The 15,664-nt window shown below is 66.8% G+C and carries 13 protein-coding genes; 11 read left to right on the top strand and 2 right to left on the bottom strand.

Annotation, left to right across the window (positions count from 1 at the left end; genetic code table 11):
- The 4 genes from AC1DGW_RS00005 to AC1DGW_RS00020 form a co-directional block, all read left to right on the top strand.
- The coding region (locus tag AC1DGW_RS00005) for a hypothetical protein (protein WP_478018608.1) at positions 1-989 on the top strand (989 nt) is incomplete at its 5' end.
- 599 nt (positions 990-1,588) lie between these two features.
- Positions 1,589-2,116 (top strand): hemagglutinin repeat-containing protein, encoded by a 528-nt coding sequence (locus tag AC1DGW_RS00010; protein WP_478018609.1) that lies wholly within the window; start codon positions 1,589-1,591, stop codon positions 2,114-2,116.
- A 34-nt stretch (positions 2,117-2,150) separates the two neighbouring features.
- Complete coding sequence (locus AC1DGW_RS00015) at positions 2,151-3,005, top strand: hypothetical protein (protein ID WP_478018610.1); 855 nt, start codon at positions 2,151-2,153, stop codon at positions 3,003-3,005.
- Between the two features lie 180 nt (positions 3,006-3,185).
- A complete protein-coding gene (locus tag AC1DGW_RS00020; RefSeq protein ID WP_478018611.1) occupies positions 3,186-5,351 on the top strand; it encodes a S46 family peptidase in 2,166 nt (721 codons plus the stop codon).
- 199 nt (positions 5,352-5,550) lie between these two features.
- Here the strand turns inward: AC1DGW_RS00020 and AC1DGW_RS00025 are convergent, their stop codons facing one another.
- Positions 5,551-6,402, bottom strand: coding sequence for a type II toxin-antitoxin system RelE/ParE family toxin (locus AC1DGW_RS00025; RefSeq protein ID WP_478018612.1), 852 nt, complete (start codon positions 6,400-6,402; stop codon positions 5,551-5,553).
- Positions 6,403-6,531: 129 nt separating this feature from the next.
- On the bottom strand, positions 6,532-8,178 hold the full coding sequence (locus AC1DGW_RS00030; RefSeq protein WP_478018613.1) for a hypothetical protein: 1,647 nt from the start codon (positions 8,176-8,178) through the stop codon (positions 6,532-6,534).
- A gap of 367 nt (positions 8,179-8,545) precedes the next feature.
- Between AC1DGW_RS00030 and AC1DGW_RS00035 the strand changes: the two genes are divergently transcribed.
- The 7 genes from AC1DGW_RS00035 to AC1DGW_RS00065 all read left to right on the top strand — a co-directional run bounded on the left by AC1DGW_RS00035 (position 8,546) and on the right by AC1DGW_RS00065 (position 15,634).
- On the top strand, positions 8,546-9,190 hold the full coding sequence (locus tag AC1DGW_RS00035) for a histidine phosphatase family protein (protein WP_478018614.1): 645 nt from the start codon (positions 8,546-8,548) through the stop codon (positions 9,188-9,190).
- Positions 9,190-9,966 (top strand): TonB family protein, encoded by a 777-nt coding sequence (locus AC1DGW_RS00040; RefSeq protein ID WP_478018615.1) that lies wholly within the window; start codon positions 9,190-9,192, stop codon positions 9,964-9,966. Before AC1DGW_RS00035 ends, AC1DGW_RS00040 begins: the two co-directional genes overlap by 1 nt.
- Before the next feature lie 97 nt (positions 9,967-10,063).
- Positions 10,064-11,332, top strand: a complete 1,269-nt coding sequence (folC, locus tag AC1DGW_RS00045; RefSeq protein ID WP_478018616.1) for a bifunctional tetrahydrofolate synthase/dihydrofolate synthase — start codon at positions 10,064-10,066, stop codon at positions 11,330-11,332.
- 185 nt (positions 11,333-11,517) lie between these two features.
- The gene (locus AC1DGW_RS00050; protein ID WP_478018617.1) at positions 11,518-12,522 is read left to right on the top strand and encodes an SPOR domain-containing protein; all 1,005 of its coding nucleotides are present in this window, start codon (positions 11,518-11,520) and stop codon (positions 12,520-12,522) included.
- A 36-nt stretch (positions 12,523-12,558) separates the two neighbouring features.
- Complete coding sequence (locus tag AC1DGW_RS00055; protein ID WP_478018618.1) at positions 12,559-13,290, top strand: CvpA family protein; 732 nt, start codon at positions 12,559-12,561, stop codon at positions 13,288-13,290.
- A 31-nt stretch (positions 13,291-13,321) separates the two neighbouring features.
- On the top strand, positions 13,322-14,788 hold the full coding sequence (gene purF, locus AC1DGW_RS00060; RefSeq protein ID WP_478018620.1) for an amidophosphoribosyltransferase: 1,467 nt from the start codon (positions 13,322-13,324) through the stop codon (positions 14,786-14,788).
- Positions 14,789-14,821: 33 nt separating this feature from the next.
- The gene (locus AC1DGW_RS00065; RefSeq protein WP_478018621.1) at positions 14,822-15,634 is read left to right on the top strand and encodes a ferritin-like domain-containing protein; all 813 of its coding nucleotides are present in this window, start codon (positions 14,822-14,824) and stop codon (positions 15,632-15,634) included.
- Positions 15,635-15,664 lie beyond the last annotated feature (30 nt).

A 15,664-nucleotide genomic window follows, 5' to 3' on the forward strand; every position in this document is an offset into this window, starting at 1 on the left:
TGGGATGGGAAGAAGGCAGCAAGGAGAAGGTGATCCTGCACGGCATTGTGGGCGCGGCCATTGCCGCACTGGGCGGTAGCGATGCGTTGTCGGGCCTGGCCGGTGCGGCGGCCAACCAATTGGCGTCAAAGGCGATGCAGGACTACCTGCGCGGCAATGACATCGACCCCAATTCAGTGGAAGGTCGACTGCTGATGGAGTTGGGCAGTGTGGCGGTAGGCGCTGCGGTCGGTGGAGGAAGTGGTGCGGCGTCTGCGTTGGCTGGGGAGCAGTTCAATCGGCAGCTGCACTGGGACGATTTTTTGGAAAAGTTCGAGGCTTGCCAGTCAGCTCCTGGGGAATCCGGCTGTGCGGCTATTTTGGAAATGGGTCAGGATACTGAGAGCTACCCAATATCGATGGCTTCGGATGCTGCAAAATATGGCGTTGTTGCAAATAAAAATAAAATAACAGGAGAGGTTGTTAGTTACACTATATTGGACGAGGCGGGGGTGCCTCGTTTAATAATGCAAAATGATGAGTGCAACTCATTTGTGGTGTCTGGTGTTGGGCCTTTGACGCATAGCTTTGCACCAAGCTATGGGTTGGATTATGGGTCGGCCTTCTTGCATGCGCTTAATGGTAATTATTCTGAGGCTGGTGCGGATCTAAAAAACGTTTTTTCCAGTGGGGATTACTGGAGGGATATGGCTATTTCCTTGACCATGAGCGCCGCGGCAATAAAGCCAGTCAAGGAGATAAAATTGGTGGGTGGCGCATATGAGGGGGGTGGGTTCAGGATAAGTAAGTCGTATTATGAAAGACTTTGGGGCGAGGGGCGGCCTGCTCCATTCCTGCAGGCAAAGGAGATATTGAATTCATCACCAAAGATTTCGCCTGATCCCAGAGGAATGACTGGATATTATAAGTTTGAATCATCTGGGTTGGAGATGACATATAATCCAAAAACAGGTGATATATGGCATATTCAGCCGGTAAGAGGGAAGTGATTGTGGATATTTTTGTTGAATTTTCGGAGAGCTTGGAACGGTATGTGAGTTCCCGGCTCTCTGTGAATCGGATTTTATGCGGTTTTAGGAGTGGGTTGGATAGAGAGTTTGATTTCATAAAGAAAAGTAGTGATTTTGATTCATGCGCTCAGTCTTTCGATGTGATTTTTTCTATTCAGAGGGCGCTTTCGACTGCTAAGTATAAATATAACTTTGAGTTAAGCGATTTTTTTGATGAGTTCGTATATAAATTCGATAGGGATGACTTGCCAAGCAGGGGGTATATCTATGGGGTGATAAAGGATAGTGCGGGAATAGAGGATGCTGTTTCTAAGGTGATGGTCTAAACAGAAGCTGTCGTGGGTGAAGGCTGGGTTAAGGCCTTTGAATGGCTTGGTCTGCTGTGGATTAATTAAAGAAGACCACCACCGCGCTGTGCCGCAGGTGTACCTGCGGGTGCACCCAGGCGACTTGGCCGACACTGCTGGCCGGCACCAAATCGCCTTGGTTGCCGGGCGCGATCCCACGCTCACCGCCGCCGGCGTGTACAGCTAGGACGGCGCCTCACCGTCACCGGCAGCCGCATCGAAGGCGACAACGTGACGCTGGCGGCGGCCAACGATCTGGTGCTGAAGTCCCAGCAGGAAACGCGCGAGCAGGTCGAGCGCAACAAGGCCAGCAGCGGCGAGGTCGGCGTGACCATCGGCAGCGAGGCCGGCATTGGCGTCTATGTCAGCGCCAGCGTGGCCAAGGGCAAGGGCGACGGCAGCGGCACCACCCACGCCGAAACCACGGTGGAAGCGGCCAATACCCTCACTCTGGCCGATGGCAGCACCACTGCCGCGCTGGTGCCGCAGGTGTACCTGCGAGTGCACCCGGCGACCTGGCCGACAACGGCGCCCTGCTGGCCGGCACTAAATGCCTTGGTTACCGGCCGTGATCCCTGTCCACCAACCGCAATAACGCACTGCGCGTCGCCTGCTCGGACAGCGCCAGTCCGGCATGTGCCACTGAACTCCAAAAGGCATATGCAGCCTTGGAGACGCAGCAGGTGGGGCAAGGCGAGTATATGGAGTGGTCGAGCAATAACCCTCTGGATCGCAGTCTTTGAGACAAGGGATGAATAGTCTGCTCGTCCCTCAATCTTCAGGAAAACGGGACATGGCGGACGCAACCAACGAGCCATCAAACAATAAACGGAAGGACTCTTTTTTCAATGTCGTGCTGACTTCGGGTGTGGTAATCGCCTTCGTGGCCTGGGTCTTCCAGATGCAGGGCATGACTTATCGTGCTGCATATCTCCGTTATTTCGGGCTGGACTATAACGATTTCCCCGCTTCGACCGTGGACCTTCAGTGGCTGGCCCTGCATGGATGGATGAGGATTTCGGTGCGTTGGTTGGAAGGGGTCGGGGCGGCCATGCTCAAGGTCATGTTGAACCCGGGGATTGCTGTCTTTGTCATTCTCTTGTTTGTTTTCTGGGCTTTTCTTTTCTTCTGGCGCTATCGGTTTTCTTTGAGGAGCGTATTTTCCGAACGGCTGTCTTCGAGGCTTGATTCCTTCCCGGCTGGGATCTTTTGGTTGGGGCGGCGATGCAAGGAGGTTCTGATCGTTGCGGCAGGAGTGGTTTTCGCATGTTCTGCGGTTCCGGTGCTGCTCAGCATCGTGCTGCTCGCCTCGGTGCTGATAGTGCTTTGGCTGATCGTGCCGTTTGAAAATGTGGGGCGCGACGCGGCGCAAGAGGTATGTGCCAGTGGGTTGCAGTCGTTGAATCGGCTGCATCTGTCCGGGGAGTCCGGGGTGTCGGGTGAGGTGCGGCAACTGGAGTGCTCGACCGAACGTTGCGCGGTTATCCACGATGGCGAGTTGTGGGTGATTCCGCGCGACTTGGTGGTGGCTGCCGAGGTCGTTCATGAAAAGGCAGAGGGAAGCCAGGCCGCAGACAACAGTTCAACGGATTTCTGCCGCTCCTGGCAGAGGGAGGCTACTCCGGAATCAGCTGGGACCGGTAAATAGAAGCTTGGACGGAATCACTTCCCCATAGGTGCGGCGCACGATGCTGCATTGCTGAAATGGAGGGATGGGGGCTCGGTCATGGCATCCCATGGCCGAGTCTTCGGTACAGGTTCATGGCGGTGGGGGCAGGGATGGTTGCAACCGCTACAATCAGGGCTTCCATTCTCTGGGGAAACCTGCATGCGTCTGAATCTTCTCGCTTTTTCCGTCGTCGCCGGGCTCGGCCTGGCGCAGACGGCCACCGCTGCCGAGGGCATGTGGGTGCCGCAGCAGCTGCCGCAGATCGCCGGGCCGCTGATGAAGGCCGGGCTGAAGCTGGACCCGCTGCAGCTGAGCAACCTGACCGGCGACCCGATGGGCGCGGTGGTGGCGCTGGGCGGCTGCACCGCCAGCTTCGTCTCGCCGCAGGGCCTGGTGGCGACCAACCACCACTGCGCCTATGGCGCCATCCAGCTCAATTCCACCGCCGAGAAGAACCTGATCAAGGATGGCTTCAGCGCGGCCAGCTTCAAGGATGAGTTGAGCGCCGGCCCGAACGCGCGCATCTACGTGCTGGACGACATCACCGATGTCACCCAGCAGGCCAGGGCCGCGATTGCCAGCGCCGGCAACGACCCGCTCAAGCGCACCGAGGCGCTGGAAGCGCTGGAGAAGAAGCTGGTGGCCGGGTGCGAGGCCGACGGCAGCTACAGCTGTACGCTGTACAGCTTCTCCGGCGGCAACACCTACCGCCTGTTCAAGAACCTGGAGATCAAGGACGTGCGCCTGGCGTACGCGCCCCCGGGCAGCGTCGGCAAGTTCGGCGGCGACGTCGACAACTGGATGTGGCCGCGCCATACCGGCGATTTCTCGTTCTACCGCGCCTACGTCGGCAAGGACGGCAAGCCGGCCGCGTTCTCGGCCGACAACGTGCCTTACCAGCCGAAACACTGGCTGAAGCTGGCCGACCAGCCGCTGGGCGAGGGCGATTTCGTGATGGTGGCCGGTTACCCGGGCCGCACCGACCGCTACGCGCTGGTCAGCGAGTTCGAGAACACCGCCGGCTGGACGTACCCGACCATCGCCAAGGCCTACAAGGACCAGATCGCGCTGGTCGAAGCGGCCGGCAAGGACAACAAGGACATCGCGGTGAAGTACGCCGCCAGCATGGCCGGCTGGAACAACACCAGCAAGAACTACGACGGCCAGCTGGACGGCTTCAAGCGCAACAACGTGCTGGCGCAGAAGCAGAAGGAAGAAGCCGCGGTGCTGGAATGGCTGCGCGGGCAGGGCGCCAAGGGCAAGCCGGCGCTGGACGCCTACGCGCAGCTGCAGGCGCTCGGCACCCAGGCGCGCAGCACCCAGCAGCGCGACATCACCCTGGGCATGTTCAACCGCACCGGTACGCTGGGCACCGCGGTGCGTCTGTACCGCCTGGCGATCGAAAAGGCCAAGCCTGATGCGCAGCGCGAGGACGGCTACCAGGAACGCGACCTGCCGGCCATCGAAGGCGGCCTGAAGCAGATGGACCGCCGTTACGTGCCGGCCATGGACCGGCAGTTCCAGCAGTACTGGCTGCAGCGCTATGTCGCGCTGCCTGCCGGCCAGCGCGTGCCGGCGTTCGATACCTGGCTGGGTGGCAGTGATGCCGCGGCCGTGGATGCCGCGCTGGCACGCCTGGATGGTTCGCGCCTGGGCGACCTGGCCGAGCGCATGAAGTGGTTCAAGGCCGACAAGGCCGCGTTCGAGGCCAGCACCGATCCGGCAATCCAGTACGCGGTGGCGGTGATGCCGGCGCTGCTGCAGATCGAGCACCAGAACAAGGTCAAGCGCGGCGAGGAACTGGTGGCGCGTCCGCTGTTCCTGCAGGCCATCGCCGATTACAAGCAGAGCAAGGGCGAGTTCGTCTATCCGGATGCCAACCTGTCCCTGCGCATCACCTTCGGCAACGTGAAGGGCTACACCGGCCTGGATGGCAAGGTGCAGCAGCCGTTCACCACCATCGAGGGCGTCGCGGCCAAGGAAACCGGCGTCGATCCGTTCGATTCGCCGAAGGCGCTGCTCGATGCGGTCAAGGCCAAGCGTTACGGCGGCCTGGAAGACAAGCGCATCGGCAGCGTGCCGGTGGACTTCCTGTCCGACCTGGACATCACCGGCGGCAACTCCGGCTCGCCGGTGCTGGATGCGCACGGCCGCCTGGTCGGCCTGGCGTTCGACGGCATCTGGGAGGCGGTGGCCAGCAACTGGGTGTTCGACCCGGTGATGACCCGCATGATCTCGGTGGACCAGCGCTACATGCGCTGGATCATGCAGGAAGTGGCGCCTGCGCCGCAGCTGTTGAAGGAACTGGAAGCCGCGTCGAAGTAAATCGCGCTCCGGTTTGATCGAGGACCCCGGACGGGCAGCCGTCCGGGGTTTTTGTTGCCGCCATCCCGGACGGAAAGCCTTCGGTCCATCGACGGGTCCATCGCGTGGTGCTCGCCCCATGGGACTTCCATGGCGATCATGCAGGGCAAACCCCGTGTCCACGAAGTGCGTTGCGGGAGCGCGCCGAAACGCAGGCGCGTCAGCGGTACGGTCCCGGCCCACGCCAGACCAGTTCGCCACGCCGGTACACGTACATCACCGTGACCACATCGCGTGCATCGCCGATGGAGCGCAGTTCCGGCGCGTCGGGCGCGAGCAGGCGGCATTTGCTGGAGCCGCGCCTGAGCGCGACTTCCGCCGGGCAGACCATCAGGTAGCTGGTGCCCGGCAGCGGGATGGACAGTTCCTTCATGCCCTGTTCCATCCACGTACGCAGCCGTGTCTCGGCCAGCAGGTCGTAGATGATCTGGTAACCGCCCACTTCCATGGCCGGCTCGCCGGCGGCCGCGTCGTTGCGATAGCCGTTGCGGTTGACCGGTCCGGAGGAGCGCCCGTCGTCGGGCGCGGTTTCCTTCGGCTGCCAGCCCGGCGGGCGCCCGGTCCAGGTCTGCGGCCGACGCTGGACGCTCTCCGGCGGGCTCGTGGCCGAAGCCTGCGCGGATTCGGCGGCTGGTTGCTCCTCGCTCCTGTCCTGCTTCTGTTCCGGTTCGGCCGGGGGCTCGATGTACCTGGCCTCCGGCACCGGCTTGCGTGTATCGGCCTGCCGGCGCGCCTTGGGTTTGGAGGGCTGCTTGCGGTCATCCACCGGCTTCGGCCCCGGCGGCTGGCGCGTCGTGGGCGGAGAGGGCGGTGCTTCGCCGACGAAATCCACTTTGACCCGGCCGCCGCCAGCCGTTCCCTGCGGGGTGGTCACCACCGGCGGGGTGGAGTTCAGCAGGAGCAGCAGCACCAGCAGATGCAGCAGCGCGCTCAGGACGGCGGCCGCCCACGGTTGCAGGCGTTCGTTCCAGGGGCGGCGGTTGGAATGGACGGAAACCGGGTCGCTGCTCATGCCACGTTGCGGGCGGAGGAAGTGCTGGCCCTCATGTGGGCGTCATGCCATGCGGCCGATGGGGTCGCCATGGTAACGCCTGTTGTTGGCCGCCACGCGTGCGTTGCAGGCGGCATCGGCGCGTTGCGTTCATTCGGGCATGCGCATCGCCCGCGGCGGCGTGGTGTCGCTGCCTTCCATCCAGCCGATCCAGTGGCCTGCTCCTGCGCGCGTGTCGGGTACCGCCAGGCCACGGGCGATGCCGGCGGCATCGACCAGCAGCAGGCGCGCATCGCTGCCGGCCGCATCGGTGGCGAACCGCACGCGCCTTGCCGGTGTTTCCAGCAGGTTGTCCACGGTCTCGGCCTGCAGGTCGCGCACGGCCAGCGGTTCCGACGGCGGGGTGCGGCCAAGCCAGTGCGTCTGCGGCCAGGCGAACATCTCGACCTGGGCCTGCCGCTGCAACGGCAGGGCGGCGGCGATCTCGGCGGGCACGTTCTCTCCCAGCGGCATCGCGCGATCCACCACGCCGATGGTGGCGGCCGCGGCGGTGTGCAGGGCTGCCTGGCGCATGCTGCCGGCGAGTTTCCCCGTCCAGGCCTGGCTCGGCAGCAACGCCAGTGCAGCGACCAGTACCATCGACAGCGCCCGGCGCGGGGACGACGCGCGCGTCACCGCTGCCAACAGCAGGCCTGCCCAGAACAGGCTGGACCACACCAGATAGCGTGGCGCCAGCAACTGGTCCGGATATGTCTGGAAATACGCATCCCGCACCACCGCCACCAGGGCACCGGTGGCGGCGGCGAACAGGGCGATGCCGATGCCCAGCCGTTGTGCGGGTGCCCATGGCGTCCGTGGCGCCTGCCATGCCTTGAGCAGTTGCCACGCCAGCACGGCCAGGCCCGCGAAGGCGATGGGGATGTGGGGAAACCCTGCCAGCATCACCGGCCCGAAACGCGCGTGGTATGCCGACGCGATGGGCGCCAGCAGCCCGCCCAGTGCAGGCGGCATGCGCCCGGCCAATGCAGGGTCCAGCGCCGGCCACACGGCATGGATCCAGGGGCCGGCCAGCCAGCGCAGCCAGGACGAGATCCATGAAAGTGGAGCGAACACCGGAGTACTGGCGCTGCTTCCGGTCAACTGCAGCGTCGCCAGCGTGAACAGGAGCCCGATGGAAAGCGCGGCCCACGCCGAGGGGCGCGCGCGGGTCAGCGCCAGCATGGGGAAGAAGGCCGCGAATGTCGCCACGCCACTGCCGAACGAGAACGCCGCGATGAAACCGCACAGCGCGGCGCCCATCGCCGCATGCGCACCGGGCTGCATGCGCCGCCCAAGCAGGTGCAGGCCGACCAGCAGCATCGCGGTCACGCTGTAGGCATGCACGGTTTCGTTGCCATGCCCGAGCGCGCGCTGGTTGCCCAGCCAGCACAGGCCCAGCACGAGCGCCAGCCAGGCCGCCTGGCGCTGCGTGGCGGGCAGTCCCGCCAGTTGCCGCCAGCACAGGGCCAGCGTGGCCAGCAGCAGCGCGATGCCGATGCCGATCTGCAGCCACTGTCCTCCCTGCAGCCACTGCAGTTCGGCCAGCCGCACCAGGCTGGGCAGCAGTTCGTGGTGGCCGTTGTCGGCGGTCATCACGTTCTGCGGGAACGGCGTGGACAACAGATGCGCCTGGAAGCGCCATTGGTCGGCATAAGGCACCTTGGGTGCCCACAGCATCACCATCAGTGCAGGCAGGAGGAACGCCGCCGCCGCGAGCCAGGGAGCGGCGCGGCGGACCTGGTCGGCCACGTTTTTCATGACGCCTGTCCCCGTGCCTCGCCCGTCGGTCGGCTTTGCCGCAAAAAGCGGCTGTCCTGCGGTTTTTTCATGCGCGCAATGCTAGCAGGCGGCCAAACGCCGCCACGGCCGCGGAACAGGAAAGACGGTGTCGTTGCGCCGCATCCCGGGGTGGTTGTTGCTGCGGCCTTGGAAACAGAAGGCCTGCATGACGGTGTGGCGTCCAGCAACGGGCGTCGCGCGGCAGGGTATCGGCCAGCCAGGGTTCCATGCGTCTTGATTCCCGGGAACATGCAGGGCGCCGCGGATTTCGTAACGCAGGCAACCGTACCCTGCGCCGCGGCGGCGACAGGCTATGATGCGTGCCCCGCCACGGACTCCCAACTGCATGCGCATCCTGCTTGCCCGCCACGGCGAAACGCCGTGGAACGCCGAAGGCCGCTATCAGGGCCAGATCGACATTCCCCTCTCGCCGGTGGGCGAGGCGCAGGCAAGGGCGCTGGGCGAACGCCTGCAGTCGATCGAGATCGCGCGCGCGGTGGCCTCGCCGCTGTCGCGTGCGCAGAGCACCGCGCGTGCCGCGCTGGGCAGCGCCCGCGAGTCGATGCTGCAGACCGATGCGGACCTGCAGGAAATCGCCCACGGCGAATGGGAAGGGCTGCTCGCCAGCGAAATCAACGACAAGGATCCGGCGCGCCTGCGCGCCTGGCGCGAGGAGCCGGATACCGTGCTGATGCCGGGCGGCGAATCGCTGCGGCAGGTCCTGGACCGCAGCTGGCGCGGCCTGGCCAAGGCCGCCGAAGGGCTGGGCGAGGACGATACCCTGCTGGTGGTCGCGCACGACGCGGTCAACCGCGTGATCCTGTGCAAGGTGCTGGGCCTGCCGATCGGCAAGCTGTGGACCTTCCGCCAGGCGCCGACCACGCTGAACCTGCTCGAAGGCCCGGATGTTGAACATCTGGAAGTGGTGCGCCTGAACGATTGCGCGCACCACACCCCGTTCTTCGGCGAGGCCAAGCACCGGGCGCTGTGATGGCGCGCCCACGGGCATGGGGACGCTGGTTGCCCGCCGCGCTGTTCGCGCTGCTGCCGTTGCCCGCGGTGGCGCAGCAGCCGGCCGATGCCTGCCCGCCGTTTCCCGCGCAGGAAAACCGCGCGCCGCACTATCTGCCGTCCGAGTTGTGGCGGCTGCTCGGTTACACGATCAATGTGATCATCGAGACCGACGCCTGCGGGCGGGTGACGGGCGCGCGCGTCGAACAGGCCTCCGGCGTGGCGGCATTGGACGCGGCGGCGCTGGCGGCGGCCCACGCCTGGACCGTGCCGCCGGCATACCGCGGCCAGCCGCGCTACCGGTTGCCGTTCGCATTCGAACCGTTGCCCGGGGACATGCCGGCGCGGACAGGGACGCGGCCACGCGATCCCTTCTTCGACGAACGCAGCGGCGGCCAGGTGCCGATGCCGGCGTTGGATGCCGATGGCATGCTGCCCGGCTACATCGCCGATCCGTATCCGATCGGCTTCCTGCAGATCCCCGAAGCGATCGCCGTGATCGGCCCGCTGGCGCTGTTCCGCCGGTACGGGCGGCAGGCGAATTTCTGGCTGCGCGATGAAGAAGGCCTGAGCCTGTTCCAGCTGGAAGGCGCGATGATGGTGCGCAACCGGCTGGTCAGCGATGGCCGCCATCGCTTCGTGGTCACCAGCGTGCTGTGCGGCAATGACCTGGAAGCCTGCCGCCAGTCGCTGGCGGAACTGCGCGCCGGCCGCGGTCCGCAGCGGCCGCAACCGGTCGCTGCGGGCCGGCCCTAGGCGCGGCATCCGGGGTCGCCGCGGCGCGGCTGTATCATGTGCGCCCCATCCGCGCCGCACGCACCCTGCGCCGGCGCGTGTCATCCGAGAGTTCCGCATGTCCTCCGTACGCCCCGCCACGCTCGAACAGTGGCTCGCCCATATCGACCGCCAGCATCCGCAGCCCATCGCGATGGGGCTGGAGCGCGTGCGCGAAGTGGCCGGGCGCATGGGCCTGGAGCGTCCGGCCCGGCACTGCATCGTGGTCGGCGGCACCAATGGCAAGGGCTCGACGGTGGCCTTCATCGAGGCCATCGCCCGTGCCGCCGGCTGGACGGTGGGCGCCTACACCTCGCCGCACCTGCTGGCCTACAGCGAGCGCGTGCGCATCGACGGCGCCGACGTGGACGATGCCGCGCTGGTGGCGGGCTTCAACGCCGTCGAGGACGCGCGCGGCGACACCGCGCTGACCTATTTCGAATACGGCACGCTGTGCGCGCTGTGGGTGTTCGCGCGCGCCGGGCTGGATCTGGCCGTGCTGGAAGTCGGGCTGGGCGGGCGCCTGGACGCGGTCAACATCGTCGATGCCGACGTATCGGTCATCACCACCGTGGACATCGACCATGCCGACTGGCTGGGCAGCGAGCGCGAGGCCATCGGCGCGGAGAAGGCCGGCATCATCCGCGGCTGGAAGCCGGTGATCCTGGGCGAGATCGATCCGCCGTCCAGCGTGCTGCGCCGCGCCTACGTGCTGGGCGCCAATGCGATCCGTTTCGGCAGCGATTTCTTCGCCGAGGCCGTCGATGCCGATACCTGGTACTGGCGTGACGTGTCCTTCCGCATCGAATTGCCACAGCCGGCGCTGTGGGCGCCGGTGCAGCGGGCGAACGCGGCCGCCGCCATCGCCGCGCTGCGCGCGCTGGACCGCCCGGTGCCGCGCACGGCATGGGCGCAGGGCGTGGCCGCGGCGCAGATCGCCGGGCGCCTGCAGCGCTTCGAGCGCGACGGGGTGGAAGTGCTGGTCGACGTCGGCCACAACCCGCAGGCTGCCGCGGCCCTCGGCGCCGCGCTGCAGGCCCGCCCGGCCACCGGACGCACCCTGGCGGTGTATGCCGCATTGGCGGACAAGGATGCGCCTGGCGTGGTCGCGGCCCTGCAGGCGCGCATCGACCGCTGGTACCTGGCCGGCCTGGAAGGCGCACGAGGGCAGAGCGCCATGCAATTGCGCGAGCGTCTGGCCGGCACCGCTGCCGCCAGCGCCGCCACCTGCGCCGATGTCGAACAGGCGCTGGCCGCCGCGCTGGAGCAGGCCCGTCGCGGCGACCGCGTGCTGGTGTTCGGCTCCTTCCATACCGTGGCCGAGGTGCTGCCGCTGCTGCGGCGGTGACCGGAAACCGCAGGAGCGCGCTTGTAGGAGCGCACTTCAGTGCGCGAAGCGGCTCTACCGGGAAGGCCTCATCGCGCACTGAAGTGCGCTCCTGCCTCCTACCTGTTCAGCTGCGGCGGCGTTGCCCGGCGATGGCGCCGCATATAATCGCCGGACTTTCCGCCCTGCCGCCCATACGCCTTGCCGTGGATACTCCCCTGAAACAGCGATTGATTGGCGCCATCGTCCTGGTGGCCCTGGCCGTGATCTTCCTGCCCATGCTGGTCAAGGGGCCGGCGCCGGACAGCGGCGTGCAGGACGTGCCGCTGCGCGCGCCAGACGCACCTGCCGATGGCCAGTTCGAAACCCGTGAACTGCCGCTGGTCGCGCCCAACGCGCCGGCCTCGGGCAGCGCCACCGGCATGCCGGCCGCGCTGCCTACGGCCGAAGCCGCATCCCCGGCAGTGGAAGCAGGGGCGTTGCCGCCGACCGCGGCCGCCGGCAATTACGTGGTGAATTTCGGTGCCTTCGCGACCGAGGCCGATGCCGATGCGGTGATCGCCCACCTGAAGAAGTCGAACCTGCCGGGCTTCCGCCAACAGGACACCATCAATGGGCGCCCGGCCTGGCGCGTGCGCATCGGTCCCTATGCCGACCGTGCGCAGGCCGAGCTGATCCGCCTGGAAGCGGGCAAGGTCCGCAGCGACGTGAACGCGCAGGTGGTGGTGCTCGACGCCGACAAGGAACCCGCCGCGCCGGTGGCCGCCCAGCCCGCTCCGGCAACGACGCCCGCACCTGCCGCGGCGACGCCGGCGGTGCGCAGCGAACCGCTGCCGCCTGAACCCGCCAGGCCGGTGGCCGCTGCGCCCAGGCCGGAAGCCCAGCCCAAGCCTGCCGCGCCGAAGCCGGAAGCACCCAGGCCCGCCGCGCCCGAGCGCACCGCGACCACCGTTTCCACCGCGCCGGCGGCCAGCAATGTCGGCTTCGCCGTGCAGCTGGGCGCGTTCGGCCAGCCGGCCGACGCCAACGCGCTGCGCGACAAGGTGCGTGCGGCCGGCTTCAGCGCCTTCGTCGAGCAGGTGCGCACCGACAACGGTGTACTCAACCGCGTCCGCGTCGGGCCGGTGGCCAACCGTGCCGAGGCTGAACAGCTCAAGGCGCAGGTCGCGGCGAAAGTCGGCATCGCCGGCATGGTCCGGCCGCATCCCTGATGCGGTTCCACGCCTGATGCCCCGGCAGCGCCGCCCGTGATCGACCTGCTGTTGCTGGGGCTGATCGTCGTATCGGCCCTGTTCGGGCTGATGCGCGGCCTGCTGGCCACCGTATTCGGCGTGCTGGGCTGGCTGCTGGCCGGCTGGGCCGCGTTCCGCTTCGGCCACGTCGCCACGCTGATGCTGAGCGGTGGCGCCGTGCCGACCATGGGCCAGTACGCCGCCGGCCATGCCATCGTCTTTTTCGGCGTGCTGCTGGGGGTTTCGGCCATCGGCATGCTGCTGCGCGGGGTGGTTGATTCCACCCTGCTGCTCAAGGGGCCGGACCGTCTGCTCGGTTTCGGCCTGGGTATCGTCCGCGGCGTGCTGCTTGCCGTGCTGGCAGTGCTGGTGCTGGGCTTCACCCCGATGGCCGATGGCGAGCAATGGCAGCGTTCGCAGGTGGCCTCGTGGCTGCGCCCGCCGGCCGACTGGCTGCGCGGCCGCCTGCCCGAATTGCCCGCCATGCCGGATCATCCGCTGCTGGACTTGGGCAAGGCGGTGCTGGCAGGCGATAATGCCGCGCTCAGCGAACATGAAGCGGGCAGCGGACTGCCGCAAGCGATGCCGGAAGGGGCCGAAGACGCCCGGCCGGCCGCGAACGGAGGCAGCCGCCAGGACCCGGCGAAGGCGTGGCCTTCCAACATCGATCCGGCGCAGGTGCGCCCGGATCACCCCGGTCCGGCGCGGACCGGGCCATCGGGCCAGGCACGGCCTCCTTCACGTTAACCGGGCCACGGCCCAGCGGAGATCGCGCAACATGTGTGGCATCGTCGGAATCGTCGGCAACCAGAACGTCGCCGGGCAGCTCTATGACGGCCTGACCGTCCTCCAGCACCGCGGCCAGGATGCGGCCGGCATCGCCACCGCGCACGGCACCCGCCTGCGGGTGGAAAAGGCCAATGGACTGGTGCGCGACGTGTTCGACGAACGCCGCATGGAGGTCCTGCAGGGCCGCATCGGCATCGCCCACGTGCGCTACCCGACCGCCGGTTCGGAAGGTACCGACGAGGCCCAGCCGTTCTACGTCAACTCGCCCTACGGCATCGCGCTGGCGCACAACGGCAACCTGATCAACACCGAAGCCCTGCGCCAGCAGGTGTTCGAGGCCGACCGCCGCAACATCAACACCGATTCGGACAGCGAAGTGCTGCTGAACGTGTTCGCCTACGAGCTGGACGCGCAGCGCATGCTCACCCCGGAAGCGGCGATCCGCGCCGTGGCCGGCGTGCACCGCCGCTGCAAGGGCGGCTATGCGGTGGTCAGCGTGGTACTGGGCCTTGGCCTGGTCGCTTTCCGCGACCCGCACGGCATCCGTCCGCTGGTGCTGGGCAAGCGCAACCATGCCGAAGGCGTCGAGTATGCGGTGGCCTCCGAGTCGGTGGCGCTGGACGTGCTCGGCTTCGAGCGCATGCGCGACGTCGCCCCCGGCGAAGCCGTGGTCATCACCGAGCGCGGCGAGCTGTTCACCGAGGTGTGCGCGACCAACACCCAGCAGACGCCGTGCATCTTCGAGTACGTGTACTTCGCGCGCCCGGACTCGATGATGGACAACGTGTCGGTGCACAAGGCGCGCATGCGCATGGGCCAGAAGCTGGGCGAGAAGATCCTGCGCCTGCGCCCGGACCACGACATCGACACCATCATCCCGATCCCGGACACCTCGCGCGACGCGGCGCTGGAGATCTCCAACGTGCTCGGCGTGAAGTACCGCGAGGGCTTCGTCAAGAACCGCTACGTCGGCCGGACCTTCATCATGCCGGGGCAGGGCGAGCGGGTGAAATCGGTACGCCGCAAGCTCAACCCGATCCATCTCGAATTCCGCAACCGCGTGGTGCTGCTGGTGGACGATTCGATCGTGCGTGGCACCACCAGCCAGCAGATCGTGCAGATGGCGCGCGACGCCGGCGCGCGCAAGGTCTACCTGGCCAGCGCCGCGCCGCCGGTGCGCCATCCCAATATCTACGGCATCGACATGCCGGCGGCCGAGGAACTGGTCGCGCACGAACGCAGCGTCGAGGACATCGAGAAGCACCTGGGCTGCGACTGGCTGGTCTACCAGGACCTGGAAGACCTGGAAGCGGCGGTGCGCGAAGGCAACCCGGAGCTGAAGGCGTTCGATTCGTCCTGCTTCGATGGCCACTACGTCACCGGCATCGAACCGGGTTACTTCGAGCGCATCCAGCAGCTGCGTTCGGACGAAGCCAAGAACAAGCGCCGCGCCTGATCCATGCAGGCGGCGGCCGCGGAGGCCGGCGGCATGCCGGCGGTGGATGACCTGCTGCATGCCGCGCAGTTGTGCCTGGCCGAGGCCGACCCGCTGCGCAAGGTGGCGCTGACCCGGCACTGCGCCGCGTTGTTCCGCGCCGGCACGCTGAAGCTGCCGGCGCATGCACCCGATCCCGAGCCGATCCGCATGCCCGGCCGGCCCGCGCGGCTGGTGCTGGTGCATCCGCGCGACCTGCCGCGCCGTGGCCTCGGCAGCGTGGAAGGACGCGCCGCCTTCATCCATGCCATCGCTCATATCGAACTGAACGCCATCGACCTGGCCTGGGACGCGGTGTACCGCTTCCGTGGCCTGCCGGGCAGCTTCCACGCCGACTGGGTGAGCTGCGCCGACGACGAGTCGCGCCATTTCCTGCTGCTGCGCGAGCGCCTGCTGGCGCATGGCCATGACTACGCCGATTTCCCCGCCCACAACGGCCTGTGGGAAATGTGCGAGAAGACCGCGCACGATGGCCTGGCACGCATGGCGTTGGTGCCGCGCGTGCTGGAAGCGCGCGGGCTCGACGTGACCCCGGCGATGATCGCCAAACTGCGTTCGCTCGGCGACGACGCCACCGCCGACGTGCTGGACGTGATCCTGCGCGAGGAAGTCGCGCACGTCGCCGCGGGTTCGCGCTGGTACCGCTGGTACTGCGAGCGCGCCGGCGTCGAGCCGCGCGCGCGGTTCAAGGAACTGCTGCGCGAATACGCCGGCGGCTACCTGCATGGCCCCTTCAATCTCGAAGCCCGCCTGCTGGCCGGTTTCGACGCGGACGAACTGGCAGATCTGGTCGAACAGGCGGGATGACGAAGCCGGACAGGGGCGATGCCCTGCCTG

Source organism: Stenotrophomonas sp. 05N423 (assembly GCF_056397145.1).

Excerpts from the sequence above, each read along its gene's own strand:
- AC1DGW_RS00015 (WP_478018610.1), top strand. The coding sequence starts at position 2,151 with ATGGCGGACGCAACCAACGAGCCATCAAACAATAAACGGAAGGACTCT.
- AC1DGW_RS00020 (WP_478018611.1), top strand. The coding sequence starts at position 3,186 with ATGCGTCTGAATCTTCTCGCTTTTTCCGTCGTCGCCGGGCTCGGCCTG.
- AC1DGW_RS00025 (WP_478018612.1), bottom strand. The coding sequence starts at position 6,402 with ATGAGCAGCGACCCGGTTTCCGTCCATTCCAACCGCCGCCCCTGGAAC.
- AC1DGW_RS00030 (WP_478018613.1), bottom strand. The coding sequence starts at position 8,178 with ATGAAAAACGTGGCCGACCAGGTCCGCCGCGCCGCTCCCTGGCTCGCG.
- AC1DGW_RS00035 (WP_478018614.1), top strand. The coding sequence starts at position 8,546 with ATGCGCATCCTGCTTGCCCGCCACGGCGAAACGCCGTGGAACGCCGAA.
- AC1DGW_RS00040 (WP_478018615.1), top strand. The coding sequence starts at position 9,190 with ATGGCGCGCCCACGGGCATGGGGACGCTGGTTGCCCGCCGCGCTGTTC.
- folC (WP_478018616.1), top strand. The coding sequence starts at position 10,064 with ATGTCCTCCGTACGCCCCGCCACGCTCGAACAGTGGCTCGCCCATATC.
- purF (WP_478018620.1), top strand. The coding sequence starts at position 13,322 with ATGTGTGGCATCGTCGGAATCGTCGGCAACCAGAACGTCGCCGGGCAG.
- AC1DGW_RS00065 (WP_478018621.1), top strand. The coding sequence starts at position 14,822 with ATGCCGGCGGTGGATGACCTGCTGCATGCCGCGCAGTTGTGCCTGGCC.